This is a genomic window from Priestia sp. BR_2 (assembly GCF_041954005.1).
GTDB classification, from domain to species: domain Bacteria; phylum Bacillota; class Bacilli; order Paenibacillales; family Paenibacillaceae; genus Paenibacillus_AQ; species Paenibacillus_AQ lautus_A.
This window is the reverse complement of sequence record NZ_JAVFHM010000294.1, coordinates 143,696-163,842: the sequence shown is the minus strand read 5'-3', so window position 1 is coordinate 163,842 and position 20,147 is coordinate 143,696. Positions and strand designations below refer to the sequence as shown.

The window sequence follows — 20,147 nt, the reverse complement described above, 5'->3', positions numbered from 1 at the left end:
TTTAGGATGTTACGTATTTTTACGACCCTCTCATCACCAAACCGTGACTTTACGTACATTAAGCTGCTTTATATAAAATCGACGCATTTTTCTAATCACACCATCAGGTATGCCAAGCAATTGAAAGGGGGATCAAAGCATGAACTACGGAGAACGAATTGCAGAACTACGTGAACAGCGCGGGTGGACTCAAGAAGAACTCGCAACCTCTGTCGGCATTACTCGTGCTGCACTATCCCATTACGAAAAAAACCGGCGCAAGCCGGATTTTGAAACATTGACCCGCCTGGCAGACCTCTTTGACGTATCCATAGACTATCTGATCGGGAGAACAACATTGGAGAAATCGGTGCTTGATCCGGAGGTTCGCTCATTTGTGGACGGACTTGAGCTTTCGGACCAGGATTTGCTGGAGCGGTTCAATCTCACGGTGGATGGCCGCAAGTTAACCGAAGAGGAAGCCAAAAGATTTATTGCTTTTGTTCGCATGGAACGCTCCATGAAATAATGCGGATCATGAAGATGGAAATCCCCGTTACTCACTATGTCCAACATAGCGGTATCGGGGATTTTCACTAGAGTCATGTTTAGCAATGACAAATGTATTAATCGTTATGAGCTTCCTCCATTTGCAGCCATTTATCAGGATGGATTCCCAATTGAGTCATGAGCTTATTGATGTCGATGTTCGTCTTCTGCTGGTCAAGCCGCTGCTCGGTGCTTCCGGAGCCTCTCTCCTTGTCCACACTCATTTCTTCAACTACCTCGCTTATCTATAGTTTCATCTCCATCCCTGCTGCATGAACACGATGATAACGCATATCTTCCCAACAACTTACTTACCAATATTATAACGAATGAAATCACATGATGCTGTCGTCTTGTGGAGCCTTTGTCCTATGCTTCCGGTTCTAATTTTGTCGAATTTTCTTTTGGTGAATCCTGTCATCATCATAGAAGATTCTTAAACCCTTGTAATTTATTTATATATGAAGAAAAACCACATTGCATTCATTAAAGAATACAATGTGGTTTCCCGTCATACGTTTTGGATTCTAGTTCCCTGTACGTGCCAGCTCTTTCATATTCGCCTCGAAGGCGGCGAGGAGCGCTGCTTCCCCCGTCAGGCCTTGATCCTGTACCTTCTCGATATGCAGCAGCATGCGTTTGTAATCCTTCGGAATGATACGGACAAAGCGGCTGAGCGCTTGATCCCAGTCTCCCAGAATTTGCTGTGCCGGCACGCTGCCGGTATACTGCTCATGCTGCCGGACAAGACGGTGGAGGGCTTCCGCTTCCGTTCCATCCTCGACGCGTTCCAGAAGCACCATCTCCAGATTGCAGCGATCCACGAAGGTTCCCTCAGGATCATAGACGTAGGCTATGCCGCCGGACATCCCGGCCGCGAAGTTGCGTCCGGTTTCCCCGAGAACGACCACCCGGCCGCCGGTCATGTATTCGCAACCATGATCGCCGACGCCTTCGACGACGATGTTCGCGCCCGAATTACGTACGGCAAAACGCTCGCCGGCAATGCCTCTTACATAGGCTTCTCCGCCTGTAGCCCCATAGAATGCGGTATTCCCCGCAATAATGTTCTCCTCGGCTTTGAAGGTTGCTTTAGGTGAAGGTTTCACGATCAGCTTGCCGCCGGAAAGGCCTTTACCGATATAGTCGTTGGCATCCCCTTCAACCGTCAGCGTCATCCCTTTCGGCACAAATGCGCCGAAGCTCTGCCCTGCGGAACCCACGAAGTCGAATTGAATGGTGTCTTCCGGCAATCCGGCAGCACCATACTTGCGCGTGACTTCGCTTCCCAGGATGGTTCCCACGGCACGGTCCACGTTCGTGATCGGGAAGGTGCCCTTCACCGCAGCTCCCGATTCCAATGCCGGCGCCGCGGTGCCCAGCAGCGAACGCATATCCAGCGTCTGTTCCAGACCATGATTCTGGCGTTGGGTACGGTAGCGCGTGCTGCCCTCCGGCAGCTCCGGCGTATACAGCAATGCCGAAATATCCACGCCTTTCTTCTTCCAATGATGTTCCGCTTTGACGGCATCCAGGCAATCCGTACGACCAATCATTTCGTTAATGGTACGGAAGCCAAGCTCAGCCATCAGCTCGCGCATGTCTTGAGCGACAAAGCGCATAAAGTTGGCGACATGCTCCGGATCTCCCGTAAAGTTCTTGCGCAGCTCCGGATTCTGCGTGGCCACGCCGACCGGACAGGTGTCCATTTGGCAGACGCGCATCATAATGCATCCGACGGCAATCAATGGTGCCGTTGAGAATCCATACTCTTCGGCTCCGAGCAGAGCCGCCACTACCAAATCGCGCCCGTTCAGCATTTTACCGTCGGTCTCCAGCACCACGCGGTCACGCAGATTGTTCATGATGAGGGTTTGATGGGTCTCGGCAAGCCCAAGCTCCCAAGGCATGCCGGCATGACGGATGGAGCCTTGCGGCGAAGCACCCGTGCCGCCATCGTAACCGCTGATCAGGATGATGTCCGCGCGGCCCTTCGCAACGCCTGCGGCAATCGTGCCTACGCCCACTTCGGATACGAGCTTCACGTTGATATCCGCGCGTGGATTGGAATTTTTCAGGTCATAGATCAGCTCCGCCAAATCCTCGATGGAGTAAATATCATGATGCGGCGGCGGCGAGATCAGCCCTACGCCCGGCGTCGAACCGCGGACCTCGGCCACCCAAGGGTATACCTTGCGGCCCGGCAGCTGTCCGCCTTCACCCGGCTTCGCTCCCTGCGCCATCTTGATCTGGATTTCGTCCGCGTTCACCAGGTAATTGGAAGTGACGCCGAAACGTCCCGACGCCACCTGCTTGATGGCACTTCGGCGGGAATCGCCGTTGGCATCCGGAATGAAGCGGGCCGGATCCTCTCCGCCTTCACCCGTATTGCTCTTGCCGCCGATGCGGTTCATCCCGATCGCCAGGCTTTCATGCGCTTCCTTGCTGATGGAGCCGAAGGACATCGCGCCCGTTTTGAATCGGCGCATGATGGACTCCGCGGATTCAACCTCATCGAGCGGCACCGGTTTGCCTGCCGGTTTGATTTTGAGCAGTGCGCGAAGCGTCAGATGCTGCTCATTCTCACCCTGCACGAGCTCGGCGTATTTCTTGTAAGTTGCGTAGTCATTGGTCCGGACGGCCTGCTGCAGCAAATGGATGGTTCTCGGATTGAACAAATGCTCTTCCCCGTCCGCTCTCCATTGGTATTCGCCGGCTGAATCCAGCGCTTTATCGTTGCCGTCCTTGTCGGTAAAAGCACGCTCGTGATGGGCCAGCGTTTCCCTGGCCACTTCCTCCAGGCCGATGCCGCCGATGCGGGACGGCGTCCGCGTGAAGTAGCTCTCCACGAAATCTTCCTCCAGGCCGACGGCTTCAAAGATTTGTGCGCCGCGATAGGACTGAATCGTGGAAATCCCCATCTTCGACAACACTTTCACGACGCTTTTGCTTGCCGCTTTAATGTAATTTTTCACAGCCTTCTCATGCGAGATGCCGCGAAGCATGCCTTCCTGAATCATGTCGTCCAGCGTTTCGAACGCAAGATACGGGTTGACCGCGCTCACGCCGTAACCGAGCAGCAGGGCGTAATGATGCACTTCGCGAGGCTCGCCCGATTCCAGCAGGATCGCCACCTTGGTCCGGGTTCCCTGACGAATCAGGTGATGATGGAGCGACGAAACGGCTAGCAGCGAAGGAATCGCCGCATTGTCCTTATCCACGCCGCGGTCAGACAGGATCAGGATGTTATGCCCCTTGGCGATGACTCGGTCCGCAGCTTCGCAAAGGGTGTCGATCGCCTTGCGAAGCCCTTCGGCTCCTTCGGCCGCCGGGAAGAAAATCGGAATCGTCATGGACTTGAAGCCCGGACGGCGGACATGGCGCAGCTTCGCAAACTCTTCGTTGGACAGCACCGGCGAATCCAGGCGGATGTGGCGGCAGCTTTCCGGTTCCGGCTTCAGCAGATTGCGCTCCGGGCCGATCGTCGTCGCCGTCGAAGTGACCAGCTCCTCGCGGATCGCATCGATCGGCGGATTCGTCACTTGGGCGAACATCTGCTTGAAGTAGTTGAACAGCCGCTGCGGGCGGTCGGACAGCACTGCAAGCGGTGCGTCATATCCCATGGAAGCGATCGCTTCCGCGCCCGTGATCGCCATCGGCTCGATCACTTTGCGCAGTTCCTCGTACGTGTAGCCGAACGCTTGTTGGAGCTGACGCACATTCTCATGCTTCGGATCCGGAAGCTCCGGCGCATCGGGAAGATCATGCAGCTCTACCAGATGCTCATCCAGCCATTCGGAATATGGAAGCTCAGCCGCGATGCTGGCTTTGACTTCCTCGTCGGAAATGATGCGGCCTTCCTTCGTGTCGACAAGCAGCATGCGTCCAGGACGCAAGCGATCCTTGTAAAGCACATTTTCCGGCGCAACGTCCAGAACGCCCGCTTCGGAGGACAGGATGATCAGATCATCCTTCGTCACGTAATAACGGGATGGGCGCAGCCCGTTCCGGTCCAGGGTGGCGCCGATCTGAACGCCGTCCGTGAATGCCATCGCCGCTGGTCCGTCCCATGGCTCCATCAGCGTGCTGTGGTATTCGTAGAATGCTTTTTTGGTCTTATCCATGCTCTCATGGTTGCTCCACGGCTCGGGAACCATCATCATGGCCACGTGCGGCAGGGAACGACCGCTGAGGTACAGGAATTCAAATGTATTATCGAACATCCCGGTATCGGATCCGTCCGGGTTGATGACAGGTTTCACCTTCTCCAAATCGCTTCCGAACAGCTCATGCTCGAACATGGACTGGCGCGCGTGCATCCAGTTCACATTTCCGCGCAGCGTATTGATTTCGCCGTTGTGAATCATGAAACGGTACGGATGCGCACGTTCCCAGCTCGGGAACGTATTCGTGCTGAAACGGGAGTGAATGAGCGCTATCGCCGATTCCAAGCCCTCATCCTGCAGGTCCAGGTAAAATTCCCCCACCTGCTCCGTCGTCAACATGCCTTTATATACGATTTTTCGGCAGGAGAGGCTGGATACGTAGAAGCTGTCGCCTTCGGGCTTGCCGCTGTAACGGATCGCCAGCTCGGCGCGGCGGCGGATGACATACAGCTTGCGCTCGAACGAGAGATCATCCTGAATGTCGGCGCTGCGGCCGATGAACACTTGGCGGACATACGGCTTTGCCGCTTTTGCGGACTTGCCCAGCATTTCATCATGGGTAGGCACATCGCGGAAGCCAAGCAGGGTCTGGCCTTCTTCGGCAATAATCGAAGCCAACTGCTCCTCATGCGCCGAACGGACGGCAGGATCATGGGAAAGGAACAGCATGCCTGCACCGTAATGCCCGGCTTCGGGAAGCTCAAAGCCCAGTTTCGCCGCTTCGGCAGCAAAGAAGGAATGAGGAATCTGCAACATGATCCCCGCACCGTCGCCGGAGTTCGGCTCGCTGCCCTGACCGCCGCGATGCTCCATATTGGCAAGCATGGTCAGCGCGCTGCTGACGATTTCATGGGATGGCTTACCCTTGATATGAGCAACGAAACCCATACCGCAAGCATCTTTTTCGAACTGCGGATCATAGAGGCCCTGTTTCTGGGGAAAATCAGTATGTTTCATAAGATGCAACCTTTCTTTTTATAGAATAAAATGCTGCTGATCAATAACAGAAAAACGTAAAGGTTGGACATCAATCCTCTCCTGCAGTGGACACACTGTCTTGAGGCGATGCAGTATTGTGCAAAAGCGACAAGGGTTAACATTTACCTAACACGTAAGATTAATTAGTTCTATATATTTTATCACCGTCATACAATGCAGGCAATTCAAAGTTTTTATGAATTTGATAAGAATTGTTTTTGTGAGAGTAATCACAAAAGTTAGTTAAACATTATGTAGAATAGTGCAAAAAAACATGCAAATAGAACATTCCGAACAAGCGGTTTTCATCACTTTTTTCGTAATTCGTTATCATATCGCTCCGCTTTGGCCGCTCACTCCTCTCTCCGGCAGTGAAGCCGTGATCATCCTGACCATCCATCCTATATAAAATGAAGCTCCTTCATGATCGGTTCTCGGGAGTATTTCCAGCAGCAGGTTGAGGGGTCCGATGAACCTTGACGCAACCATACCCGGTATCGCGTCGATGATCGCCACGTTATATCGGCTCATCAAAAAAAGGACCTCCCCTGGATCTGTTCGATCCCCCGGGGAAGTCCTTTTCCTTACATATTATATAGAAGTTCTTCTTACGCAGTCACCGCTGTATCGGCGTCTGCTGCTTGCTTGTTGTTTCGGATTGCCAGGAAGTACACCGCGGTCAACACTAGGAACACCAGACCGAATCCGGCCAGTACGCCCACGTTGGCCCACATGCCGTCGAAGCTTCCCGTGGAAATGACGTCTTTGTAGCCTTTTACGCTGTAGGTCATCGGCAGCAGCGGATTCAAAGCCTTCATCCAGTTCGGAATCAGCTCTACCGGGAACGTGCCCGCGCTCGTTGTCAATTGAAGGATCAGGATTACGATGACGACGAAGCGTCCAGGCTGATCCAGCCATGTGACGAACATTTGCACCAGGAACATGAACGACAAGCTGGTAATGATGGAGAAGAGATAGAAGAGCGGAACGCTCTGAACCTCTAGCTTCAATCCGTACAGCATGACAACCGAAGCCAGCAGCGCTTGAATCAATCCCATGCCGGCAAAGGACAGCGTACGGCTGACAAACCGGTTCCAGCCCGATGCGTTCGGTACCGATGCCTCGCGGATCGGCAGAATAATCGTGCAGAGCAGGGCTCCGACAAACAAGCCGAGCGACAGGAAGTATGGCGCGAATCCGGTACCGTAGTTCGGTACTTCGTTCACTTTATGCTCATCTACCTGAACCGGTCCGGCAAACATCGTGACCGTTTCGTCGGTGGTTTGGATACCGCCAGTCTTGTCGGCAGCCTCGTTCAGCTTGCCTGCAAGCTCCCCGCTGCCTTCCTTCAATTCGTTCATTCCGTTGACCAGCTCGCCAGCCCCGGAATCCAGCTGTTTCGAGCCGTCGGCGAGGGTCGTTACGCCGCTTCCCAGCTTGCCGGCTCCGCCTGCCAGCTGCTGCGTGCCTTGCGACAGGGCGGCCGCGCCGCTGGCAAGCTCCTTGCCGCCGGCTGCCGCTTCGCTCAGCTTCGTGCCGAACAGCTTCATGCCGTCGGCCAATTGGTTTTGGCCGGCGTTCAGTTGTTTGGCGCCGGCCAGCAGCTCTTGGCCGCCCGCGGCGAGCTGTTTGCCGCCGTCAGCGAGCTGGTTCGCGCCGGCGCTCAGCTTGCCTGCGCCTTCCTGCAGCTGCTGCGTGCCTTGGTTCAGCTCCGCTGCGCCTTGCGCCAGCTGCTTCTGACCGGCATTCAGCTCACTCGTGCCGGAGGCGACGGACTGGCTCGCGGCCAGCAGCTGCTGCACCTCCGGACTTTGCGCCAGCTCCGGATTGCCTTCGGCCAGCTGCTTCAGGCCGTCCGCGACAGCCTTTGCGCCTTGCTCCAGCGCAGCCGTGGCTTCCAGCGATTGATTCAGGCCGGCCTTCAGGCTGCCGCTGCCATCATGAGCGCTCTTCGCTCCCGCGGTAAGCTGGGCTGCCCCTGCCTGGTTGGCTTGCAGGCCTTCATTCAAGGCCGTGCTGCCGGCTGCGGCCGATTCAATGCCCGCCTGCAGCTTGGCACCGCCCTTGCCGGCCTCTTCTGCCCCTGCTTGCAGCTGGCTGTGAGCCGCCTTAAGCTGATCCAGGCCGGAGGCGAGGGAGCCCGCTCCCGTGTTCAGCTTGCCGGCACCGTTATTCAGCTCCTGCACGCCCTGCGTCAATGGCGCGATGCCGTCTTGCAGCTCCTGCGTGCCGCTGACGAGTTTAGCCAAGTTCTCTTTGAGCTTCACTGCGCCGTCGTCCAGCTTCACGGCACCTTCGGACAGCTTCGTGGCGCCGTCCCCCGCTTCGCTTAGGCCGTCAGATACTTTGGCCACTTGGTCGAACAGGGTTTCCGTGTAGGCTTCAGTCACTTTCGCCGACACCTTGGACTGAATCTGCTTCACGGCAGATCCGCCGATCTGTGCCGCAAGAAAGTTGTAGCCTTCGTTCGGCTCGAAGACGATTTGCGCAGGCTGCGGATGTTCATCCATTAACGTTGTCGCCTGCTGCGAGAAATTTTCCGGAATGCTGATGGTCATGTAGTATTTGTTATCCTGCATGCCCTGGTCAGCTTCGCTCCGGTTAACGAACTGCCAATTAAAATCTTTTCCCTTCTTCAGCTCGGCCACCAAATCCTCGCCGGCGTGAAGCGTCTTTCCTTCAAAAACGGCGCCCTGGTCGTTATTGACGACCGCTACGGGCAAATCCTCCATCTTTCCGTACGGGTCCCAGAAGGCCCCGAGGAACATACCGCTGTACATGACCGGTATGAACAGCACCGCGATGATCGGAATCAATATTTTTTTATTCCGAACGGCGGCACCAAGATCTTTGGCAAACACAGATAATGACTTCATCCAGTCTCTCTCCTTTTTTTCTATAGATACAGCAGTTAACCAGCCGACATGAATCTGCTCTTACGGCAAATCACATCTTCATTCCAGCACACAATGACCAATATGCTCATTCGGTCAGTTTAGACCAAAAAAAACGATCCCTGGCAAGGAAGGCGATCCCTCAAGCCAAGAGAGTCCGCCTTCCTCATCACGAAGGAGATTGCATCTTCCTCTTACGAGGAGGCTTTGAGCCCGTCAGCCAAGAACACCATCATATATTCCTTGATCTGTTCCTTGCTGAGCGGCTTGTGAAGCTGATTGAAGTCGGTCGTGAGCGCAACGTACAGCTTCAGCATCACAAAGGATACCACCTGAGCATCCAGCGGCTTGATCTCACCGATCGAAATGGCATTCTCCACGATTCCCTTGAGATACCCGACGATTCCGTTCTCCACTTTCGTCAATCCCTCATGCGCCTTAGGCGTGCCGATGTCCCGAACTTCCTGCGACAGCTTGATGAACAGCTCATGCTCGCTTCGGAATTCAAGCAGCGCATCCAGCACCCGGTAGAGATTGTCAAAGAAATCCCTGTCCTTCCGTATCTCCCGTTCGGCCAGACGTTTCATCTCCATGATGGCCGATAGCAGGATCTCGTCGAACAGCTCATCCTTATTCGTGAAAAACGTGTAGATCGTGCCTTTCCCAACATTTGCAATCTTCGCCACCTGTTCCATCGTCGTCGCTTTGTATCCGAACAAAGCAAACGACTTGGAGGCAGCATCTAGCACCTGCTTCCGTCGGTCCACAGCTGGCATGCTTACCCCTCCTTCTACGATCTTCTTTTGATTGGCCTTTTCTTTCGAAACTGACCAAAATACAATTCTGGTCATTCGGTCAAGAATCACTTTACCAGATTATCGGATGCGTTGCAATATCTTTCGTTAAATTTTTTTGAAAATGCGGATGCAGGGTTCAAATCTTATCATAACGTCTAATGAAAGAAAAAGTCCGCCGGTAAAATAAATTGAAATGCTTTTCCCTTTTGCGCGTATACTTAGGATGCATACTCTTTTTTTTCGCGCCGCTCTTCAAAAAATGATTCCTGTTTTGTAAGATAGAGGGAGAAAGAAGTAGGTGAAACCATGCGATATACAAGAGTGCTCCTCTTCTCAGAGGGTTTCGGCACAGGACATACGCAAGCGGCGTATGCCCTGGCTGAAGGTATACAGCGGATGAATCCCCGCATCCACTGCCGCGTCATTGAACTTGGCAATTTTTTGAATCCCACCGTGGGGCCGTTGATTTTGTCCGCTTATCGAAAAACCGTCAGCACCCGGCCGCGCCTTGTCGGCATGCTGTACCGTTCGCAATATAAGAAATCGTTAAACCGTCTGACGCGGCTCGCGCTGCATCGGATTTTCTATGCGCAGGCCCAGCGCGTCATCGAGGAGCTGAAACCGGATCTGATCATATGCACCCACCCGTTTCCCAACGCCGTGGTCTCCCGCCTAAAGCGCCAGGGGCTTGATGTTCCGCTCTATACGCTGATTACCGACTATGATGCGCACGGCACCTGGGTCAATCCGGAGGTTGATGAATATCTCGTATCGACGCCTCATGTGAAAAAGATGCTCATGCTGCGGGAGATTGAGCCTGAATTCATCCATGTGACCGGCATTCCGGTGCATCCGAAGTTCTGGGAAAGAGGCAGCCGGGTTGCGCTGCAGGCCGAGCTTGAATTAAAGAACATGCCCACCGTGCTGATCATGGGGGGCGGATGGGGCCTCGTATTCAACAAGGAGTTGCTCAGCAAGCTGGCCGGCAGGGCCGATGATATCCAGCTGGTCTTCTGTATGGGACAGAACGATAAGCTGGTTGCCAGCATGCGCGAAGATCCGATCTTCCAGCATCCCAACATTCATGTTCTCGGTTATCGGGACGATATACATAAATTGATGGACGTGTCCGATCTTCTCATTACGAAGCCCGGCGGGATGACATGCACGGAAGGAGCCGCCAAGGGAATTCCGATGCTGTTCTATGAGCCTATCCCGGGACAGGAAGAAGTGAATTCCCACTTCTTTGTCAGCGAAGGCTACGGGGAAATTCTCGACTCCCCTGCCGTGATCGACAAGTGGCTGAACCTGCTGTCCGATCATTATGACCAGGTGGAGAAGAAGCGTAACGGAGCGGTCCGGCAGCGCACGCCTCATCTGGAGCCCGATCACTGCGCCGGCCAGGTGATGGGATTGCTGGCCGAAGGACGCATACCCGTTTATCCCGAAGATGCCGTCAAAATATTGGCGGACCAGCCCTAATATGCATCCTGTTCCCAGAACGCGCTTATGCACTTATCCTCTACCAAAAAGCTTCCCTGTCCTATGTGACAGGGAAGCTTTTTTAAGTATAAATCGATCTATATTTCCAGCGTTTCTCCTGCTTTCAACGGATGACCCTGAATGCCCGTTTGGGCCAGTTCGTCGCAGAAGGCCCTTGCATCCTGTTTAATGCCCGGGAACGTGTCATAGTGCACCGGGATGACATGCTTCGCACGAATCCACTGTGCGGCCAGCAGGGCGTCCTGCGGGCCCATCGTCAACATATCCCCGATCGGCAGCGCGGCTGTATCGATGTTGTTCATCTCTCCGATCAGGCGCATATCGCCAAACAAACTTGTGTCGCCAGCATGATAGAACGTTTTTCCACCCATGGTCAGAATGACGCCTCCAGGCTGCCCCGCATAGATCCAGGTATCCCCCACCGAGATGGAGGAAGAATGGAAGGCCGGGGTAAACTTCACCTTAAAACCGTCGAACTGCGCGCTTCCGCCGATATTCATTCCATGGGATTTGACTCCCTGCTGGCCGCAATACACGGCGAGTTCGTACACGGCGATAATCGGACAATCATTCTGTTTCGCGATTTCGATGCAGTCGCCAAAGTGGTCGGAGTGCCCATGCGTCAGAACCACTGCATCCACTTTCACGTCATTGGGTTCGATGCCGGAACCGGGATTACCGGACAGCAACGGGTCGATGATGACACGAACGCCGCCTTCCTCCACCAATATGCTGGAATGGCCATAATACGTAATATTCATGGTTAAACACACCTCCTACATCCTAGTTTACCCTTATGGGCACTACTTGTAAAAAGAGTGATTTCCTATTTTTTTAACAAAAGTCCTGGAATGATGCACCGTGAGATCCTGAGCCAGCTTCAAAGACAGGAAGAAGTACGTATCGTCCTTCACCTCTTTTTGGCCATGAAGCGCCGCATTCACGGACTTAATCGTCTCTTCGTTCGGCTGGACACGTTTAAGACGCCCGTTCGCTACAGGACTAAATTGATGCTTTTGATAGATGACATCGGTAATCGTATCGGGAAAATTGGCTGACCGCAGCCGGTTTAAGACAACGTTGGCAACTGCCACCTTGCCTTCGTACGGTTCGCCTTCCGCCTCTGCCATGACAATCTTCTGGAGCAGAAGCAGTTCTTCAGCTGACAAATCATAGGTCCAGGTCGCTTTGTCTTTTTGGTCCTGGGTTAACGTATTTGTTCTTGTGAAGAATAAAGTTGTGGGGGGTGATAGGCTTTCCGCCTTGGATTTGACGACATGAGTCCCCTTTTGTTTTGCCGGTTTCCCGTCCGCAGCCTGAGATTTGGTTGCTTTCTTCTTCTCATCTGCAGTCTTCAATGATGCTTTCGAGTCGATCTTCCCGGAGGCTAAACCAATGCCTTTTGCGTTTGAAAAAGCATGAACCTTGCTCCCCGGCTTATTCCACTCTTGGAAAACAATTGAAGACAAAATGTTGACAGGTTCCCTATCCTGCTGCCTACTCTCAGCTTTAACGTAGTGATCAGGGTCGCCTTCCGGAACCGGAGCAGCCGTTACAAATTTGGGCATGTCCTGCTTTGGCTCTTTCCCTTCCGTCGTTTTCGATTGCATTCCAAGCAAACTTATAAGAGACAAACTCACAAAGAGCGCTCCGATGAGCAGCGCAACCCAGCGATTTTGCCGTAGCACTTTCATAACCATATTTTTCCTCCTATGATGTCGGCACATTTCTACACTATGTAACCACATTTTTAGGCGTTGAAAACATGGTAATTTTATGAACATTCTATTTTCAATTTCAAAAAATGGTCGAAAGCCGCGCCACACCTACGGTTTCGTACATCGGGCTCGCCTGTAAATTTGTTCGAAAAAGAACCATTTCTAGCACGTCCCACTGGATAGGTTCGGGTCCTTTTCCGATAACATCCAAAGAAAATGTTTGATTTCCTTGAAATTTCCGGCCAACCGTAATATGCGGTCGAAAGGGACGCTCCTCCGGTACGAATCCGAAAGATTCCATCCGCGACACGACCGATTGCTGCAGCTCAGCGAGCGCATTCAGATCCCCGCCGACCCCAGCCCATAGAATCCTTGGGGAGCCGCTTGCCCCGAACACGCCGGCATCATAAAGACTGAGCTTGAAGGGCTTGCGTTCCTTGGCTACCTCCTGGAGCGCACCAGTAAGCTCCGCTATGCGATGAGAGGGCGTATCGCCCAGAAACTGTAAGGTAATGTGGTAATCCTGCGGATGAACCCATTTTTTGAAATTGGCTTGCTTCCTCAATGTTTCCGTCCAATCCTGTATCCGGGAGGAGACCTCCGAAGGCAGACGCACGGCAACAAACAAACGATCCATAGCTCCCTCAGCCGAATGGCTCAACTACGACACTTCCTTCCAATCATCTTTTATCGCTAGCAGTCTAAGCACTGCCACCATGTTTTCCTGGTTCGTTTATAGTTTGAGCAAGAATATCTGAAAATAGTATGAGGGGTACATCAAATTCGCCTAAAAATATGATGAAGCTTCAATTTACCATAAATCGGACAATAATTCATGTACAAATTTACCAATCGCGTCCGTTCGTTCATGCGCAAAGCGATGATTTCTGATAATATGTTCCCTAAGAGATTTTCGCTATGATTCTGGTTGAACATCATATTCCTTAGGAGGTAGTACCATGCCGAACATCGTGGCCATACACGACTTAACCGCCGAGCAGCAGCAAAAAATCAAGGAGATTGCCCCCGACTATGACCTGTTGGTGACAAAAGCGAAAGAGCTGACGGGAAGCATCGTTCGGAATGCCGAGATCATGATCGGCTGGTCACGCTCCATGCAGGACGAGGTATTGTCCGCCGACAGTAAGCTCAAATGGATTCAAGCCTGGTCGGCCGGGGTGGATAAAATGCCGCTCCGGGAACTAGAGGAAAAAGGCATTCAGTTGACCAATGCCAGCGGCGTACATAGCGTTCCGATCACGGAGCATATTTTTGCGATGATCCTGGCCTTCAACCGCAACCTTCATCTCGCGATCCGTCAGCAGTCGAACAACAAGTGGGATACATCCGGCACGTTCACGGAATTGGCCGGCAAAACCATCGTCATCGTCGGCGTCGGCCAAATCGGCAGCCATACGGCACGGGTGGCCCAGGCGTTCGGCATGCGGACCGTCGGGGTCCGCAACTCCGGCAAGTCCGATCCTAACGTGGAATCGATGTATAAGGTCGATCAGCTCGATGAAGCACTGGCGCAAGGCGATTACATCGTCAATATCCTGCCGCTGACCGATGAAACCCGCGGATTGTTCAATACGGCAAGGTTCTCGGCGATGAAGGACTCCGCCTTCTTCGTGAACGTAGGCCGCGGCCAGACCGTGGTCACGGACGACATGGTCCAAGCGCTGCAATCCGGAGCTTTGGCAGGCGCGGGTCTGGATGTCTTCGAGGAAGAGCCTCTTCCTGCGGACCATCCGCTGTGGAACCTGGACAACGTCATCATGACGCCTCACATGGCAGGCGATACGGATCGATACGGCGAGCGTGCCGTGGATATTTTCCTGGAGAATTTAAAGCACTACGTAAACGGAGAGCCGTTATCCCGCAATGTGATCGATTACAGCAAGTCGTACTAAGACCAGGCAACAAGTCGTGAAGCACCGTTTCGTATCTAGATCCACGCGTTGGGTTAAGGAGCTTGTCAAAAAAAGGAACGTCCCGGGGTTTACCTTGCCTGCCGGGACGCCCTTTTTATTTATATGGAAAATGGAGTGAGCACACATAAATGCAGCCGTTTACAAAACGCGTCATTGAAGTGATTCAGAGCATTCCGGAAGGATACGTGATGACTTATGGACAGGTGGCCAGACTGGCCGGCAGCCCCAGGGGCGCCCGGCAGGTCGTCAGAATACTTCACACCCTCAGTCATATTCACAAGCTGCCGTGGCATCGGGTCATCAACGCCAAAGGAGAAATCGCGATCCAAGACGATGAGTCCAGGCTCATGCAGGAGCTGTATCTGCAGGACGAAGGTGTTGCCGTCAATCACAAAGGCATCATTGATTTGGAGAAGTATCGATATGATCCTGCCGAATAAATCGGGGAGCCGTTTATTCGCACAGCCAAATATCCCTTACAAAGCTCCCCTTGCGGGTCGTGCAATGAGAAAGCACCTTCCACCCCGTGTCCGTCAGCTGCTCTCTTAGCGGCTCCGTACTTACGATGACAGCACGATCTGACAAGCGGCGTAAGCTTTTCAGCATCCGCAACTGCTCATCCTCTGGAAAGACGGAGCACAGATTATACGGCAAATCCAGTACAGCGGCATCATAATGTCCATGCAGCGTGTTCATGTCCTGGACGGCAACTTTATTGTCATCATAACCGTAGTGCCGGAGATTCACCCTCGCTCCCCGAACCGCGAGCGGATTGATGTCACGGCCCTCGGCCGGGATTCCCATCGAGAATGCCTCGATCAATACATTTCCCATTCCGCAGCAGGGATCCATGAGCGTGGCACCGTTTATCCGAGGCACGGCCAGATTGACCAGCGCCCTGGCCACCCTCGAGCTGAGCCCTGTCGAATAATTTTGCGGCTTCCGCTTATGCTCCAGCCAGGCACGTTCAGGCTCGTGCAATACCCCCAATCGCCAGATTCCGTTTAGGGATATCAGGCCGAGCGTGACATCCGGAGATTTCATCTGCGCCGTTCCTTCGATTCGGCCACCTACCATCCGTTCGAAACCGCGCAATTGATCATAGCTGAAACGATCGCCCGCCTTAAGGCAGACGACTTTGAAGGTCGTTTGGTTAAGTCGAATGCGGCCTGCTTGCTCGGCGATGCTTTCGATGGAATCTCCAGTCATCTTGACGTCAAGGCTGGCCGATAGGAACGGGCTGCGATCCGGATCGACCCGCCGCTCGCTTTCCAGCCAGTCCGCACCGTCAGGCCCCTGACCGAACAGCTCCGTCAGCTCCATCAAGCATAGCGCCCGCTCGGTTTCATGACAGGCATACGTATACAGATAAGATGATTTATCGCTCATGGAGGACGGACCGAAGGTCATGTCATAGTCGTTCGTATTCTTCATGTATTTCGTCTCTCTTCTATTATATATGTGCAGCAGTGTGCAGCAGTCGCTACTGCCCCATTAACAGCCGATACGATTCCAGCCGCGCATCGTAATCGCTCACGGGGGTAACGACCAGGAACTCGTCGCACCGGTATTTTTCCGCCATCATCTGCAGCTTATCTCGCACGCTTGCAGGCGTGCCGATGATTAGCCTCCGGGATGGACCGGAAGAATCGGAATCCGTCGGTTCCGAAGGAAGGTCGCTCTCCCCAGGCCGTGGAATTAACGCGGCCAGCTTTCTTGCTTGCTCCTCCGTCTCCGCGCAAATCACGCTCACCGCCACCATCGCACGCGGTTCTCTCAGATCAGCGCTTGGCTGAAAGCCTTCCCTGTAAGAACGGAGAATCTCCGCCCCGTCCGTATCGCTCATAAACTGTCCGAATACATAGCCCGTCCCGAATTCGGCTGCATACCCGGCACCCTTCGTATTCGTGCCCAGCATCCACATCACCGGCTGCGCTGAGGGTACCGGTTTGGCTGCCACCGGCACATCGTCGTAGCGATACCGGTCCTCCAGCAGTTCGGTCAAAGCCCGAATCCGCTGCGGCAAATCCGCCACATGCCCCAGGAAATTCCCGCTAAGCGCCATGCTCGTATGGGCCGAACCTCCCGGCGCCCGCCCGATCCCGAGATCGATGCGACCGGGATACAGCGCCGCCAGCATGCGAAAATTCTCCGCCACCTTCAGCGGGCTGTAATGGGGCAGCAGCACGGCCCCGGAACCAAGCCGGATGCGCGTTGTTCGGGCGCCGATATGGGACAGCAGGATCTCGGGCGACGCACAGGACAGGTGCTCCAGATCATGATGCTCCGCTGCCCAGTATCGCCCGTAGCCCCATTGTTCCGCAGACTGCGCCAGTATCACCGCTTGCTGCAAGGCTTCTTCGAACGAGCTCTCTCCCCATCGCGGAACCAGATCAAGCACGCTCAGTTTCAATTGGCTATTCATGCAATCCCCCTTGTATCGCCGTTACTAATCCAAATCATAGATCGAACCTACCTTGAGCCCGTACAACTCGTTATAGATTTTCTCGGCAAAAGCGTCCGTCATCCCTGCGATATAATCAATCACCATATGCTCCCACGTCCAGATCGGATTCGCCCGCTTCTGGTCCGCTTCGTATCGCTGGAGCCAGTCGGATGGAATGATCGCCGTTGAAGCGACAGGATCCAGAAAGGCATCCCACAAGCGCTTGATGATCCATTCGCTGCGCTTCTGCAGGCGCTGAACCCGCAGGTCGCGAATCATGGTCACCCAGGCGAAACTTTTCAGGACGCTGACGGTACGCAGCATATCCTCGTCTTCGACGCCGTCTTTGACAAACGTGACCTTTTTCCAATCCCCGTTCGCGATCACGCCAAGGCTGCCCACAAACAGGCTGACCCAGTAGGCCTTGACCTCGCGCCGGGTGCGTGAATAATCATTCTCGCAGGTCGGCATTTTTTCGTTCCATATTTTCAGAAACTCGTCCAGCACCAAATCCACTTTCGGCTGGATCTGCTCCTTGGTCCATCCCTTCCACACCTCGTCTTCCAGCGTCATGATCTTCTGCACGATCAACTTGTTGAGATGGCTGTCCCGCAGAAAGTGCTCGTGCACCTCAATCTTCCCTGCTTTGATGCCATCCTCCAGATCGTGCGCGGAATACGCGATGTCATCGCACAGATCCATAAGCTGCGCTTCCAGCGTTCTGTGCGTTCCGGATATTTGCCACTCATTCCGGATATGGGAGATGTATTCCCATTCATGCCGGTACATCCCCTTGGGATTATCCAGGCCGGAGAACGGATATTTGTTGATGCCAAGCAGCACCGCATCCGACAGGTTGAGGCCGTTTACGTTCTCTCTTTTCTCCAAAAACATGATCAGCCGGAAATTGTGCGCGTTCCCTTCAAAATGCTCATATTTGCGCCGCATGGCCTGCTGCACCTCGGCCGCCTGCTCCGGTGTCGGCGTACCGGGCTGGCGCGTCAGCTCCTTCTCGGTCCTGCGGTCAATGAGTTTCTCCAGAATGCCCTGCAGCACCTCTTCGCCCTTATGGCCGAACGGAGGATGCCCGAAATCATGGGCGATCGCCGCGCATTCCACCACCTCGGGATCAATCATCAGCCCTGCGTTCTCGGCCTGCTCCGGCAGCACTTCGGGATAAAGACGCGTCAGGCTCCGTGCCGCTTCTCTCGCAATCTGCGCCACCTCAAGCGAATGCGTTAAGCGCGTCCGGTAGTAATCGCCGGTGCCGGCGCCGAATACCTGCGATTTTCCTTGCAGCCTGCGGAACGTCGGCGAATGGATCAGGCGCGAATAATCCCGCTCGTATACCGCGCGCGAAGCATCCGACTTCGTTTGCTCCGGATATTGGCGATGCTCTCTAAGCTCCTTCAGTGTCATTTGTCCCACTCCTGTTTTTTTTATCTATTTAAGGTCGATTCGGAATCGTTCGTTCTTTAGATTATATGCCATACGGCATCCGAAGAAAAATGTTATTCCCTTTCCGCCTGTTCCCTCATTGTATACCCGGCTCATCCTATCCGTTATCGCGAAACAAGATATTTCCTGTCCGAGTCAGGTGTGACGATATCCAAATACACGATGCTTCATCATCCAGGAAAGCTGCGGGAGGGCAGAAGGCGCAATAAATCCTCCCATTATGCAAAAATACCAAGTACTTATAGGATTAACACAAGACCTGTGCGCACATTCTTGCTACGTTTTAGGTAAGCGCTGTCATGCCAGTCTGAAGCGCACCGCAGAAAGGAGGGAAATGATATTTATTAACGATTACATCAACCTACGGGAGGGATCGCCGTGAAACGAAGGTTTGCTTTATCCAAAAAAATGACTTTCTGCCTGATCAGTGCAGCCATGCTGCTTGCTGGTCTATTTGAAGGACAGAGTGTCGCAGCTAATGAGAGCAAGTACCCGGCTTCCGCATCGGCCAGCAGCTACGACACCCGCTGTGCTTGCGATGCATCGAAAGCGGTGGACGGCAGTCTTAGCACACGCTGGTCCGGCGAAGGCGACGGCACTTGGCTGAGGCTGGATCTGGGGTCCGCCCAACCGGTTTCACTGGTCAAGATCGCGTTTTACAACGGAGACACGCGCACATTCACCTTCGATATTCAAACCTCATCGGATGGCTCCAACTGGCTTCAAGCACGGAACGCTGTCACTAGCGCTCAAAACAACCAGCTGCAATCCTTCTCCATCCCCGTCGCTGAAGCCCGGTATGTACGCATTGTGGGCTACGGCAACACCTCAAATGACTGGAACAGCTATACGGAGGTCGAAATTTGGGGAGGTACTACGGATGGAGGAAGCGGAAACCTTGACCCGGCTAAACCCCCTTCGGGCAATTTTGACCTAACCAAGTGGAAAATCACCCTGCCTGACGCGTCCGAGATTCCAGCCGGCGCACTCGCCGGCGGCTACGAGCATCCGGATTGGTTCTATACCGATCCCGTCACCGGCGGCATGGTATTCACATCCCCTAATATCGGCGAGACCACCACGAACAGCACCTACACCCGCTCCGAGCTTCGGGAAATGCTGAATCCGTCGACGAACAGCGCCTCCTCATGGGCCAATAATTGGGTAACCTCTACCTCCTCCCCATCCATAAAGTCGCAGGCCGGCGGCGTGGATGGAACGATGAAGGCTACCTTACGCGTGGATCGTGTATCCGTCAGCGGTAACGAAGCCGATAAAATCGGCCGCGTCGTGGTCGGGCAAATCCATGGCCCCAGCACCGAGCCGATACGGCTTTATTACCACAAGCGTCCTTCGGACAGCAGAGGTGCGGTTTATTTTGGGACCGATGATCTGGACAACAACAACACCTGGGTGAACATACTCGGCGGACCGAACCAGCTTAACCCTGTAAACGGCATTGCCCTCGGCCAGACATGGAGCTATGAAATCAAGGTGACCGGACTGCTCATGACGGTAAAAGTAATCCCGGAGGGCGGATCGGCCACCACCGTGAACCATACCCTCCCAAGCGGTTACAACGATAAATATCTTTACTTCAAAGCAGGCGTCTATAACCAGAACAAATCCGATACCAACTCCGATCAATCCGACCATGTCAAAGCCACCTTCTTCTCACTAACGCACATGCATCCGTAGCTTCCACTTGTCCATCCGATGCCCGGG

At 53.8% G+C, this 20,147-nt stretch carries 16 protein-coding genes; 5 read left to right on the top strand and 11 right to left on the bottom strand.

Translation table 11 applies throughout. The features are described from left to right. The first annotated feature begins 139 nt into the window (after positions 1–139). Positions 140–508 carry a helix-turn-helix domain-containing protein gene (locus RB298_RS24465; protein WP_009590422.1) on the top strand — a complete coding sequence of 123 codons (369 nt, stop codon included), beginning with the start codon at positions 140–142 and terminating at the stop codon, positions 506–508. 97 nt (positions 509–605) lie between these two features. Here the strand turns inward: RB298_RS24465 and RB298_RS24460 are convergent, their stop codons facing one another. From RB298_RS24460 to RB298_RS24440, 5 genes are all read right to left on the bottom strand, one after another. Beyond that, positions 606–752, bottom strand: a complete 147-nt coding sequence (locus RB298_RS24460; RefSeq protein WP_009590439.1) for a hypothetical protein — start codon at positions 750–752, stop codon at positions 606–608. 303 nt (positions 753–1,055) lie between these two features. Then, the gene (gene gltB / locus RB298_RS24455) at positions 1,056–5,651 is read right to left on the bottom strand and encodes a glutamate synthase large subunit (RefSeq protein WP_486048989.1); all 4,596 of its coding nucleotides are present in this window, start codon (positions 5,649–5,651) and stop codon (positions 1,056–1,058) included. Between the two features lie 351 nt (positions 5,652–6,002). Continuing rightward, a complete protein-coding gene (locus tag RB298_RS24450) occupies positions 6,003–6,203 on the bottom strand; it encodes a hypothetical protein (protein ID WP_486048987.1) in 201 nt (66 codons plus the stop codon). 77 nt (positions 6,204–6,280) lie between these two features. Further along, positions 6,281–8,548, bottom strand: coding sequence for a YhgE/Pip family protein (locus RB298_RS24445; protein ID WP_486048985.1), 2,268 nt, complete (start codon positions 8,546–8,548; stop codon positions 6,281–6,283). 212 nt (positions 8,549–8,760) lie between these two features. Beyond that, positions 8,761–9,342, bottom strand: coding sequence for a TetR/AcrR family transcriptional regulator (locus RB298_RS24440; RefSeq protein WP_015737333.1), 582 nt, complete (start codon positions 9,340–9,342; stop codon positions 8,761–8,763). Positions 9,343–9,669: 327 nt separating this feature from the next. Between RB298_RS24440 and RB298_RS24435 the strand changes: the two genes are divergently transcribed. Beyond that, the gene (locus tag RB298_RS24435; RefSeq protein WP_486048983.1) at positions 9,670–10,845 is read left to right on the top strand and encodes an MGDG synthase family glycosyltransferase; all 1,176 of its coding nucleotides are present in this window, start codon (positions 9,670–9,672) and stop codon (positions 10,843–10,845) included. Between the two features lie 98 nt (positions 10,846–10,943). Here the strand turns inward: RB298_RS24435 and RB298_RS24430 are convergent, their stop codons facing one another. The 3 genes from RB298_RS24430 to thpR all read right to left on the bottom strand — a co-directional run bounded on the left by RB298_RS24430 (position 10,944) and on the right by thpR (position 13,245). After that, positions 10,944–11,627 carry a metal-dependent hydrolase gene (locus tag RB298_RS24430; RefSeq protein ID WP_486048981.1) on the bottom strand — a complete coding sequence of 228 codons (684 nt, stop codon included), beginning with the start codon at positions 11,625–11,627 and terminating at the stop codon, positions 10,944–10,946. A gap of 42 nt (positions 11,628–11,669) precedes the next feature. Then, on the bottom strand, positions 11,670–12,566 hold the full coding sequence (locus tag RB298_RS24425) for a cell wall hydrolase (RefSeq protein ID WP_009590448.1): 897 nt from the start codon (positions 12,564–12,566) through the stop codon (positions 11,670–11,672). Positions 12,567–12,663: 97 nt separating this feature from the next. Next, entirely contained in the window at positions 12,664–13,245 is a 582-nt protein-coding gene (gene thpR, locus RB298_RS24420) for an RNA 2',3'-cyclic phosphodiesterase (RefSeq protein WP_486048979.1), read from the bottom strand. Between the two features lie 298 nt (positions 13,246–13,543). Between thpR and RB298_RS24415 the strand changes: the two genes are divergently transcribed. Together RB298_RS24415 and RB298_RS24410 are read left to right on the top strand one after the other, a co-directional pair. Further along, positions 13,544–14,497 carry a D-2-hydroxyacid dehydrogenase gene (locus RB298_RS24415; RefSeq protein ID WP_213579721.1) on the top strand — a complete coding sequence of 318 codons (954 nt, stop codon included), beginning with the start codon at positions 13,544–13,546 and terminating at the stop codon, positions 14,495–14,497. 149 nt (positions 14,498–14,646) lie between these two features. After that, entirely contained in the window at positions 14,647–14,958 is a 312-nt protein-coding gene (locus RB298_RS24410; RefSeq protein WP_015737339.1) for an MGMT family protein, read from the top strand. A gap of 13 nt (positions 14,959–14,971) precedes the next feature. Here RB298_RS24410 and RB298_RS24405 read toward each other — a convergent pair whose 3' ends face one another. The 3 genes from RB298_RS24405 to RB298_RS24395 are packed head-to-tail and all read right to left on the bottom strand — an operon-like array spanning position 14,972 to position 18,383. Beyond that, a complete protein-coding gene (locus RB298_RS24405; protein WP_277746997.1) occupies positions 14,972–15,952 on the bottom strand; it encodes a TRM11 family SAM-dependent methyltransferase in 981 nt (326 codons plus the stop codon). 49 nt (positions 15,953–16,001) lie between these two features. Next, positions 16,002–16,943: an LLM class flavin-dependent oxidoreductase gene (locus tag RB298_RS24400; protein ID WP_486048976.1), complete on the bottom strand. Its 942-nt coding sequence runs from the start codon at positions 16,941–16,943 to the stop codon at positions 16,002–16,004. A 24-nt stretch (positions 16,944–16,967) separates the two neighbouring features. Further along, positions 16,968–18,383 carry a deoxyguanosinetriphosphate triphosphohydrolase family protein gene (locus tag RB298_RS24395; protein WP_486048974.1) on the bottom strand — a complete coding sequence of 472 codons (1,416 nt, stop codon included), beginning with the start codon at positions 18,381–18,383 and terminating at the stop codon, positions 16,968–16,970. Positions 18,384–18,800: 417 nt separating this feature from the next. Between RB298_RS24395 and RB298_RS24390 the strand changes: the two genes are divergently transcribed. Next, positions 18,801–20,120: a polysaccharide lyase family 7 protein gene (locus RB298_RS24390; protein ID WP_486048972.1), complete on the top strand. Its 1,320-nt coding sequence runs from the start codon at positions 18,801–18,803 to the stop codon at positions 20,118–20,120. Positions 20,121–20,147 lie beyond the last annotated feature (27 nt).